Source organism: Amycolatopsis sp. NPDC000009 (assembly GCF_055563465.1).
The window spans coordinates 1-11,717 of sequence record NZ_JBVHDI010000042.1 but is presented as its reverse complement, the minus strand read 5'-3'; the positions used below and the strand labels follow the sequence as shown (position 1 = coordinate 11,717).

At 70.2% G+C, this 11,717-nt stretch carries 1 protein-coding gene and 1 pseudogene; both read left to right on the top strand.

Annotated elements, in window-relative coordinates; all coding sequences use genetic code 11:
• Positions 1-301: 301 nt before the first annotated feature.
• A complete protein-coding gene (locus tag ACZ3HL_RS44695) occupies positions 302-2,248 on the top strand; it encodes an ABC transporter ATP-binding protein (RefSeq protein ID WP_465538046.1) in 1,947 nt (648 codons plus the stop codon).
• A gap of 32 nt (positions 2,249-2,280) precedes the next feature.
• Positions 2,281-11,579 (top strand): annotated as a pseudogene (locus ACZ3HL_RS44690) (amino acid adenylation domain-containing protein).
• Positions 11,580-11,717: the final 138 nt, after the last annotated feature.

The window sequence follows — 11,717 nt, the reverse complement described above, 5'->3', positions numbered from 1 at the left end:
ACGGTTAGAACCGCCCTAACCACTCACGAGACCAGACCCGCTCGGTACCGGGGTTCGGCTGGGTGGCGGGCTTGACTGGGTTGCGAAAGCCACTTTCGCAACCTTCAACGTTGCGAAAGTGGCTTTCGCAACGTCGCCGCGGGGACCGAGGCGGCTGGCCTGCCCAGGTGGCCACCGCCCGGCCGCAAGCGTCCTTTGTGGACAAAGAGACCGGAGATGTTCCCGCGGGGGCCACTCGTGGACATCGACACGATTCAGCACGATTGAACTCGCCGACTTCGTGCGTGAGAGGGATGCCCAAATGGAAGTAATGTTGCGCTTCGGGGCGTCGCCCAAGAGCGATGACGACCCCGATCCCTGGTCGAACCGGGTCCGTCCGGGGACGGTGCGCAGAGTCCTCGCGTATTTCCGCCCCCACGTCGGCAAGGTGGCGATCTTCGTCCTGATCGCCGCGATGGAGGCGTTCGTCGTCGTCGCGACCCCGTTGCTGATGAAGGAGCTCATCGACGGCGGCATCCTGAAGAACGACTTCGGGGTCGTCATCCTGATGGCGGTCCTGACCGCCGGCCTCGCCGTGGCGGGCGCGCTGCTGTCGCTGTTGTCCGCCTACGTCTCCGCGAAGATCGGCGAGGGGGTCACCTACGACCTCCGGGTGCAGGCCCTCGATCACGTCCGGCGGCTGCCGATCGCGTTCTTCACCCGCACCCAGACCGGGGTGCTGGTCGGCAGGCTGCACACCGAACTCATCATGGCGCAGCAGGCGTTCGGTCATCTGCTGATGGCGGCCACCAGTGTGGTCACCGTCCTGCTCGTGCTGGCCGAGCTGTTCTACCTGTCCTGGCTGGTCGCCGTGGTCACGCTGGTGCTGGTCCCGCTGTTCGTCGTTCCCTGGATCTGGGTGGGGCGGATCATCCAGCGCCGCACCGGAACGCTGATGGAGACGAACGCCGGGCTCGGCGGGCTCCTCCACGAGCGGTTCAACGTCCAGGGCGCGATGCTCTCCAAGCTCTTCGGCCGCCCGGACGAGGAGATGGCCGACTACCGCAAGCGGGCGGGCAAGATCCGCAACATCGGCGTCAGCATCTCCATCTGGGCCCGGATGTCCTTCGCCATGATGGCGCTGATGGCCTCGATCGCCACGGCGGTCGTCTACGGCGTCGGCGGCGGGCTCGTGATCGAGGGGGTGTTCCAGCTCGGGACGCTCATCGCGATCGCCACCCTGCTGGGGCGGCTGTTCGGGCCGATCACCCAGCTGTCCGGGCTGCAGGAGACCGCGCAGACCGTGGTGGTGAGCTTCGCGCGGATCTTCGAGCTGCTCGACCTCAAGCCGTTGATCCAGGAACGCCCGGACGCCAAGGAACTCGAGAAGAGCAAGGCGCCGGGGATCGAGTTCGACGACGTGGTGTTCCGCTATCCCACCGCGGACGAGGTCTCGCTGGCTTCGCTCGAACACCTGCGGACCAAGCGGGAGAACGGCGACAAGACGGCGGACGTCCTGCGCGGCATCAGCTTCGAGGCGCCCTCGGGGACCCTCACCGCGCTCGTCGGCCCGTCCGGCGCGGGCAAGAGCACCATCACCCACCTGGTCTCCCGGCTGTACGACCCGAACGCCGGCGCGGTCCGCTTCGACGGGCACGATCTGCGCGACCTCACCTTCGACTCGATCCGCGGCACGGTCGGGGTGGTCAGCCAGGACGCTTACCTCTTCCACGACACCATCCGGGAGAACCTGCTCTACGCCCGTCCGGACGCCACCGAGGAAGAGCTGGTCGAAGCCTGCAAGGGGGCGCAGATCTGGGACCTGATCCAGTCGCTGCCCCGCGGGTTCGACACCGTCACCGGCGACCGCGGCTACCGCATGTCCGGTGGGGAGAAGCAGCGGCTGGCCATCGCCCGGCTGCTGCTGAAGGCGCCGACGGTCGTCGTGCTGGACGAGGCCACCGCGCATCTGGACTCCGAGTCGGAGGCCGCCGTTCAGCGGGCGCTCAAGACCGCGCTGCGCGACCGGACGTCGCTGGTGATCGCGCACCGGTTGTCCACGATCCGCGAGGCCGACCAGATCCTCGTGATCGACGGCGGAACGGTCCGTGAACGCGGGACGCACGACGAGTTGCTGGCCAGGGGCGGGCTGTATTCGGAGCTCTACCACACGCAGTTCGCCAGGCCGGAGAACAACGCGCCCAAACCGGAACCCGAGGAAGACGAGTTCGACGAAGAGCCGCTGGACACCGTGGTCTACGGAGGATGACGATGAGTTCCGCAGCGCAGGCCGCACCGACGGTGCTCGATCTCTTCGCCAGGCAGGTGGGCCGGGCACCCGGCGCGGTGGCCGTGGTCGACGGGGACCGGACCCTGACCTACCGGGAGCTCGACGAGCTCGCGGGCAGGCTGTCCGGCCGGTTGGCCGCCCGGGGCGCGCGCCGGGTCGCCGTGATGCTGGACCGCTCGGCGGATCTGCTGGTCGCGCTGCTCGCCGTCTGGAAGGCGGGCGCGGCGTACGTGCCGGTGGACGCCGCGTATCCCGCGCCGCGGGTGGCGTTCATGGTCGCGGATTCGGGCGCGTCCCTGATGCTGTGCTCAGCCGGGACGCGTGACAGCGTCCCCGAAGGGACCGAGTCTCTCGTCGTCACGGATGACGCGGGCGAGGCGGCGGTCACCCCGGCGAGCCCGGAAGATCTGGCGTACGTGATGTACACGTCCGGCTCGACGGGCAAGCCGAAGGGCGTCGCCGTCCCGCATTCCAGCGTCGCGGAACTGGTCGGGGATCCCGGCTGGGCGATGGAACCCGACGACGCGGTCCTCATGCACGCGCCGCATTCCTTCGACGCGTCCCTGTGCGAGATCTGGGTGCCGCTGGTGTCGGGCGCCCGGGTGGTGATCGCCGCGCCGGGGCCGGTGGACGCCCGCCGGCTGCGGGAGGCCGTCGCGGGCGGGGTGACGCGGGCCCATCTCACCGCCGGCAGTTTCCGCGCGGTGGCGGAGGAAGCGCCGGAGTCGTTCGCGGGGCTGCGCGAGATCCTGACCGGCGGGGACCTGGTGCCCGCGCACGCGGTGGACCGGGTGCGCCACGCCGCGCCCGGTGCGCGGATCCGGCATCTGTACGGGCCGACGGAAACGACGCTGTGCGCCACCTGGCACGTGCTCGAACCGGACGACGACCCGGTGGCGGTCCTGCCGATCGGGCGTCCGCTGTCCGGGCGGCAGGCCTGGGTGCTGGACGACTCGCTGCGGCCGGTCGCCCCGGACGTGGTCGGCGAGCTGTACCTGTCCGGCGCCGGGCTGGCCGACGGCTACCTCGACCGGCCCGGGCTGACGGCGGAGCGGTTCGTGGCGGATCCGTTCGCGCCGGGCGAGAGGATGTACCGCACCGGTGACCTCGCGAAGTGGACGCCGGACGGCGAACTGCTCTTCGCGGGCCGCGCCGACGACCAGGTGAAGATCCGCGGGTTCCGGATCGAACCCGGTGAGGTCGAGGCCGCGATGACCGCGCAGCCGGACGTCCACGAGGCCGTCGTGGTGCCGATCGACGGCCGCCTGATCGGTTACGTGGTGGCGGACGTGGATCCCGCGCTCGTCCGCGAGCGGCTTCAGGCGGTCCTGCCCGGCTACCTGGTCCCGGCCGTGGTGCTGGCGGTGGCCGCGCTTCCGCTGACCGGCAACGGCAAGGTGGACCGGGCTGCCTTGCCCGCCCCCGATTTCACCGCGAAGGCCGACGGCCGCGAACCCGTCACCGAGGCCGAGCAGGTCCTTTGTGGACTGTTCGCCGAACTGCTCGGCATCGACCGGGTGGGCGTCGACGACGGCTTCTTCGAGCTGGGCGGGGATTCGATCCTCGCGGTGCGCGTCGCGGCCCGTGCGGCGAAAGCCGGTCTGCTGGTGACGCCTTCGCAGATCTTCGGCGAGCGGACTCCAGCGCGCCTGGCCGCGGTGGCGGGCGTCGCGACGGCCGACCGGCCTGTCGACGGCCCCTTGGTCGAGCTGACCGCGGAAGACGAGGCGGAACTGGCGGCCGCGGTCGCGGACGCCGTCGAGGTCTGGCCGCTCGCACCGCTCCAGGCGGGACTGCTCTTCCAGACCACCCTCGACGACCAGGGTCCCGACATCTACCAGACCCAGTGGATCGTCGAGCTGACCGGACCGCTGGACGTGGCCAGGCTGCGGTCGGTGTGGGAGGCGGTCTTCGCCCGGCACCCCGAACTCCGGCTGACCTTCCACCGGCTCGCCTCGGGCAAGGCGGTGCAGGCCGTCGCCGGACGCGTCGAACTGCCGTGGCGCGAGGTCGATCTGACCGGCGCGAGCGACGTCGAGGAGGCCGTCAAGGCGCTGTCCGCGGAGGAACAGCGGAACCGGTTCGATCTCGCCAAGGCGCCGCTGTTCCGGCTCGTGCTGATCAAGACCGGCGAGGACCGGCACCGGTTGCTGGTGGTCAACCACCACATCCTGACCGACGGCTGGTCGGTGGCGGTGATCCTCAACGAGGTCTCGGCGGCGTACACCTCCGGTGGTTTCCCGGAGCGGACGGCCGCCTCCTACCGCGACTATCTGACGTGGTTGGACAGGCAGGACAAGGACGCGGCGCGCGCGGCCTGGCAGGCGGAGCTGTCGGACATCGACGTACCCGCGCTGGTCGCCAAGTCGGACACGACGACGGACTACGACTACCGCGTCACCCATCTCGCGCCGGAGCTCTACACCCGGCTCACGGGCTTCGCCCGCGACCACGGGCTGACGCTCAACACGGTGGTGCAGGGCGCGTGGGCGCTGGTGCTGGCGCGGCTCGCGCGGCGGACCGACGTCGTGTTCGGCACCACGGTCGCCTGCCGTCCCGCCGAACTCCCGGGCGTCGAGTCGATGCCGGGACTGATGATGAACACGATCCCGGTGCGGGTATCGCTGGACGGCACGCAGTCCGTGGTGGACATGCTCACCGGCCTGCAACGGCGTCAGGTCGAGCTGATGCCGCATCAGCACCTGGGCCTGACGGAGATCCAGAAGACGGCCGGACCCGGCGCGATGTTCGACACGCTGCTGGTGTTCGAGAACTACCCGCGGGACTTCGCCGACCAGTTCTCGTATCTGGGCACGGTCGAAGGGACGCACTATCCGGTGACGGTCGGGGTGATCCCGGGCGAGGAGTTCCGGATCCAGCTCGCCTACTGGCGCGGGCAGATCGACGAGGCCGTCGCCGGCTCCCTGCTGGACTGGTTCGCCGGTGCGCTCGGCGCGGTCGTCGAGGATCCGTCCGCGCTCGTCGGTCGGACCGGGATGGGCGAGATCCCGTTGCCCCGCTGGGCACCCGCGTTGCTGGACGGCGAGCCCCTGCCCGCGCTGATCGGGCGGATGGCGGCCGAGCGGCCGGACGCGGTGGCGGTCACGGACGGCGAAGGCGACCTGACCTACGCGGAACTGTGGGACCGCGCGACCAGGTTCGCCGCCGTCCTGCGGGCGGCGGGCGTCGACCGGGAGCGCCGGGTCGGCCTGGTGGCCGGACGGTCCGCGTGGTGGCTGATCGGGATGCTCGGGGTTTCGCTGGCGGGCGGCGTCTTCGTCCCGGTGGACCCCGCGTACCCGGCCGAGCGCGTGAAGCTGATCTTCGGCAGCGCCGATCCGATGCTGGTGGTGTGCCAGGGAAAGACACGCGACGCGGTGCCGGAGGAGTTCGCCGACCGCATCGTCGTGCTCGACGAAATCGACCTGACGGCGGCCCCGGACGTGGTCTTGCCGAAGGTGGGGATGCGCGACGCGGCGTACGTGATCTACACGTCGGGATCGACCGGAACCCCGAAGGGCGTGATCGTCACCTACTCGGGCCTGGGCAACTTGGCGATGGCGCATATCGAACGGCTGGCCGTGACGCCGTCGTCGCGCGTCCTGCAGTTCGCGGCGCTCGGCTTCGACACCATCGTGTCCGAGGTGATGATGGCGTTGCTTTCCGGGGCGACGCTGGTGATGCCGCCGGACGAGGATCTGCCGCCGCAGGCGTCGTTGAGCGACACGCTGGAGCGGTGGGACGTCACGCACGTGAAGGCGCCGCCGTCGGTGCTGGCCACCGTCGACGTGTTCCCGGCCGGGGTCGAGACGGTGACCGCGGCGGGGGAGCTCTGCCCGCCTGGACTGGTGGACCGGCTTTCGGCCGACCGCCGGATGCTCAACGCCTACGGGCCCACCGAGACCACGATCTGCGCGACGGTGAGCATGCCGCTGGCGCCGCACGGCGCGGTGATCCCGTTCGGCGGGCCGATCGCCGGGGTGCGCGGCTACCTGCTGGACGCGTTCCTGCGTCCGTTGCCGCGCGGTGTCGTCGGCGAGCTGTATCTGGCCGGAATCGGGGTGGCGCGGGGATATCTGGGGCGTGCGGCGCTGACGTCGGAGCGGTTCGTCGCCGATCCGTTCGTGCCCGGCGAGCGGATGTACCGGACCGGCGACCTGGCGTACTGGACGGACGAGGACGAGCTGGTATCGGCCGGCCGGGCCGACGACCAGGTCAAGATCCGCGGGTTCCGGGTCGAGCCGCGCGAGATCGAGTTCGCGCTGTCCGACGACCCTCGGGTCACGCAGGCCACGGTGACGGTTCGCCAGGGGCGTCTGGTCGCCTACGTGTCGCCGGGTGACGTCGATCCGGAGGAGCTGCGGACCGGTCTCGCCGAGCGGATGCCGGCGTACATGGTGCCCGCGGCGGTGATGGCGCTGGACGTCCTGCCGCTGACCGCGCACGGGAAGATCGATCGGAAGGCGTTGCCCGAACCGGATTTCTCGTCGAAGACGGTCGGCAGGGAACCCGCGACCGAGGCCGAGCGGATCCTGTGCGAGGTCTTCGCCGAGGTGCTCGGGCTGGCGCGGGTCGGGGTCGAGGACAGTTTCTTCGAGCTGGGCGGGGATTCGATCTCGTCCATGCAGGTCGCGTCCCGAGCGCGTCGTGACGGGATCGCGCTGACTCCGAAGCAGGTGTTCGAACACCGGACTCCGGAACGGCTCGCGCAGCTGGTGACGCTGGCGCCGCGGCAGGAATCGCGCGATTCCGCCGATGGCATCGGTGAGGTCGCCTCGACGCCGGTGATGCGGCTGTTCGGGGAGGGCGCCGCGGCGCCGGGCTTCGCGCAATGGCTCGTCCTGGGCGCACCGGCGGACTTGACGGAAGAGACACTGGCCGCCGGGCTGGCGGCGGTGCTGGACACGCACGACATGTTGCGGGCACGGGTCGTCGACGGACGGCTGGTGGTCGGTGAGCGCGGCGCTCCTGCGACCTTTACCCGGGTGAAGGTCGAAGGCTCGCTGGACGAGGCAGCCGCGGCGCGGGAGGCCGTCGGGCGGCTGGATCCCGCCACGGGTGTGGTCGTCCAAATCGTGTGGTTGGACGCCGGACCGGACCGGGTCGGCCGTTTGATCGTGGTGGCGCACCATCTCGTGGTCGACGGGGTCTCGTGGCGAGTCCTGGCGGCGGATCTCCAGGCGGCGTGCGAGGCCGTGGCAGCCGGCCGGAAGCCGGAACTGGAGCCGGTGGCGGTGTCCTTCCGCCGGTGGGCGGGCCTGCTCCAGGAATGGGCCGTCTCCGCCGAGCGGGTCGCGGAACTTCCCGCATGGCAGGCGATTGTCGGAACCGGGAACCAGCAGGCTCCGGTGGGCGAGGTGCGTTCGCGGTCGTGGGCGGTGCCTTCGGCGGAGACATCGGTGCTGGTGGGGCGGGCGCCGGTGGTGTTCCACTGCGGCGTGCACGAGGTCCTGCTGGCCGGGCTCGCGGGAGCGGTGGCCCGGTGGAGCGCGTCGGACTCGGTGCTGGTGGACGTCGAGGGTCACGGCCGTCATCCCGCCGAGGGAATGGACCTGTCCAGGACGGTGGGCTGGTTCACCAGCACGCATCCGGTGCGGCTCGACGTCTCCGGGATCGACTTGGCCGGGGTGCTCGCCGGTGACGCGGCGGCCGGGACGTTGCTGAAGGCGGTCAAGGAACAGTCGCGCGCGGTGCCCGGCGACGGGCTCGGGTACGGATTGCTGCGCCATCTCAACGCCGAGACCGAGCCGGTGCTGGCGGCGCTGCCGTCGGCGCGTATCGGGTTCAACTACCTCGGCCGGTTCGCCGCCGGTGACGCCGGCGATGTGCGGGCGTGGCAGCAGGTCGGTGAGATCGGCGGCTCGATCGACGCGGACATGCGGCTGCCGCACGCGTTGGACGTCAACGCGATCGTCCAGGATCTGCCGGACGGGCCGGAACTGATCATCCTGCTCGAATGGTCGGACGACGTGTTCGACGACGCCGGAATCGAACGACTGGTCCAGGAATTGCTGGCCGTGTTGTCCGGACTGGCCTCCCAAGCGGAAGACCCCGCCGCGGGCGGGCACACCGCATCCGATTTCGGTCTCCTCGAATTGGACCAGGACGAGATCGAAAGCTTCGAAGCATTGGCAGCGGAACTCAGCGAAGGCCGGGCATCGTGAACACTTCGACGACGAACTCTGGATCGGCACTGGCGGAAGTCTGGCCGCTGTCCCCGATGCAGGCGGGCATGCTCTACCACGCCTCCTTGGACGACGAGGCACCCGACATCCACCTCATCCAGCAGACGCAGATCATCGACGGACCCCTGGACCCGGAACGGTTCCGGAAGTCCTGGGAGATGGTCCTGAACAGACACGCGGCGCTTCGGGCGAGCTTCCAGCGGCGGAAGAACGGCGAGACGATCCAGCTCATCCCGCGGGACGTCAAGCTTCCGTGGGCCGAACGCGATCTGTCCGATCTGCCCGAAGAAGACGCGCTGGCCGAGGTGAGCGCGATCGCGGAGAAGGAGCGCTCCACGCGGTTCGACCTCACGCGTCCGCCGTTGCTGCGGCTGATGCTGATCCGGCTCGGCCCGGAAAAGCACTGCCTGGTGACCACGAGCCATCACCTGCTCATCGACGGGTGGTCGCGGGCGCTCATCGAGGCGGATCTCCTGGAGATCTACGCGACGGGTGGTGTCGCACGTGCCCCTGGTTCCTACGGGAATTACCTTGCCTGGCTGGGAAAGCAGGACAAGGAGGCGGCCAAGACGGCCTGGCGCGCGGAATTGGACGGGGCCGACGGAACGTCGCTCGGGCTTCCGGAAACTCCCGGAAAGGCGCATGGACTGCCGTCGAGCGAGGTCGTCCGCCACTCGCCGGAGTTCACCTCCGCGCTGGCCGAGTTCGCCCGCCGCAACGGGTTGACGTTCAACACGCTCGTGCAAGGCGCGTGGTCGCTGGTGCTGGCGAGGCTGGCGCGCCGTCAGGACGTCGTGTTCGGCGCGGTGGTCTCGGGACGGCCCGCCGAACTGCCCGGCGCGGAGCAGACCGTGGGGCTGTTCATCAACACCGTGCCGGTGCGGGTGCGGTTGGACGGCGGGCAGCCGGTCCTGCGGATGCTCACGGAACTGCAGGGACGGCAGTCGGAGCTGATGGCGCACCACCATCTCGGCCTTCCGGAGATCCAGAAGCTGGGCGAGGCGGGTTTCGACACGATCGTCGTGTTCGAGAACTACGCCGACCCGGCGACCGGCTCGGCGTCCGAGCTCAGCCTGACCCTGCGGGACTTCAACCAGGCGACGCCGTACGCGATGACCCTCGGTGTCATGCCGGGTGAAAGCCTGGAAGTCGAACTGCAGTATCACGCTGTCGAGCCTTCGGTCGCCAAGGCGGCGCTGGACGGGCTCACCCTGGCGCTGGAGCGGATCATCGCGGAGCCGGGGACGCCGGTCGGCAGGCTGGACATTCTGGACGAGGCCGGCCGCGAGCTGGTGGTCGAGCGCTGGAACGAGACGGACGACATCGTGGACGCGTCGTCGGCGGTGGAGCTGTTCGGCCGTCAGGTGGACCGGACTCCGCACGCGACGGCGATCGTGGCCGCGGACCGGGAGTATTCGTTCGCGGAACTCGACGACTGGTCCGGCAAGCTCGCGACGGTGCTGACCGCACGGGGTGTGCGCCGTGGTGACCGGGTCGGCGTGGTGGTCGGACGGTCGGCGGAGCTGCTGGCGGCCTGGCTCGCGGTGTGGAAGGCCGGGGCGGTGTACGTGCCGATCGATCCGGACTATCCGGCCGAGCGGGTCGCGTTCATGCTGGAGGATTCCTCGGCGGCCGCGGTGGTGTGCCGCGGCGGGACCGCGACGCCGTCCGGGTATCCGCGGATCCTGGTCGACGATCCGGTCGAGGGCGAGACGTCCCTGGTGCCGGTCGGGGCGGACGACCTGGCGTACGTGATGTACACGTCCGGGTCGACCGGAACGCCGAAGGGCGTGGCCGTCTCACACGGTGGCGTCGCGGCGCTGCTGGGCTACGAGGTGTGGGATCTGCACCCCGGTGACGCGGTGCTGATGCACGCGCCGCACACGTTCGACCCGGCGTTGTACGAGGTCCTGGTGCCGCTCGTGGCGGGTGCGCGGGTGATCCTCGCCGGACCGGGTGTGATCGACGCGGACACCCTCGCCGCGCACGCGGCGCGGGGCCTCACGTCGGTGAACTTCACCGCCGGCCAGTTCCGCGCGCTGGTGCAGGAGAAACCGGACTGTTTCGCTGGGTTGCGCTACTTCCAAACCGGCGGGGACGTGGTGCCGCTCGGCGCGGTGGAGCGCGTGCGGCAGGCGTGCCCGGACCTGCGTGTCCTGCACACCTACGGCCCGACCGAGACGACGTTCTGCGCGTCGTGGAAGGTGATCCGGCCCGGTGACGAGCTGGGCTCGACGCTGCCGATCGGCAAACCGCATCCGGGGCGGCGGCTGTACGTGCTGGACGTCTTCCTGCGGCCGCTGCCGCCGGGTGTCGCGGGCGACCTGTACATCGCGGGCGCCGGGGTGGCGCACGGCTACCTCGGTCGTACCGCGTTGACGGCTGAACGGTTCGTCGCCGATCCCTTCACCCCCGGCGAGCGGATGTACCGGACGGGCGACCTGGCTTACTGGAACGACGAAGGCGAGCTGGTCTTCGCCGGACGCGCGGACACGCAGGTCAAGATCCGCGGCTATCGCGTGGAACCGGGCGAGGTCGAGGCGGTGCTTGCGGACCAGCCGGGCGTCGACCAGGCGGTGGTGGCGGTCCGCGACGGACGGCTGATCGGCTACATCGTGTCCGCCGCCGGGGTGGACCCGGTGCGGCTGCGCGAGCGGATCGCCGGGCAGCTGCCGGAGTACATGGTGCCGTCGGTGGTGATGGCGCTGGCCGCGCTGCCGGTGAACGCGAACGGGAAGGTCGACCGGAAAGCGTTGCCGGAACCCGATTTCAGCGGGCATATCGCAGGCAGGGAACCGGTCACGGAGATCGAGCGGCTGCTGTGCGAGCTCTTCGCCGAGATGCTCGGGCTGGCGCGGGTCGGCGCGGACGACAGCTTCTTCGAGCTGGGCGGGGACTCGATCGTCTCGATGCAGCTGGCGGCGCGGGCCCGGCGTGAGGGGATGACCTTCGGCGCGCGGGAGGTCTTCGAGTACCGGACGCCGGCTGGGCTCGCGTCGTTCGTCGAGCTGGGGGAGGAACCGGACGAGGTGCCCGCGGCCAGGAAACCCGCCGCCGACTTCGAACTGGTCGACCTGGGGAAGGACGAGATCGAGGAATTGGAGTCGGAGTTCGACACCGTTTAGGGCTCGCTTTTCGCTTTGGGGTGGTGGGGGGGGGGGGGGGGGGGGTGTTGTCCAACTAAAAAAACAACACCCACAAGTGTTTGTGTGTGGGCGGGGGGGGGGGGGGGTGTGGGGGGGGGGGTGGGGGGGGGTGGGTTT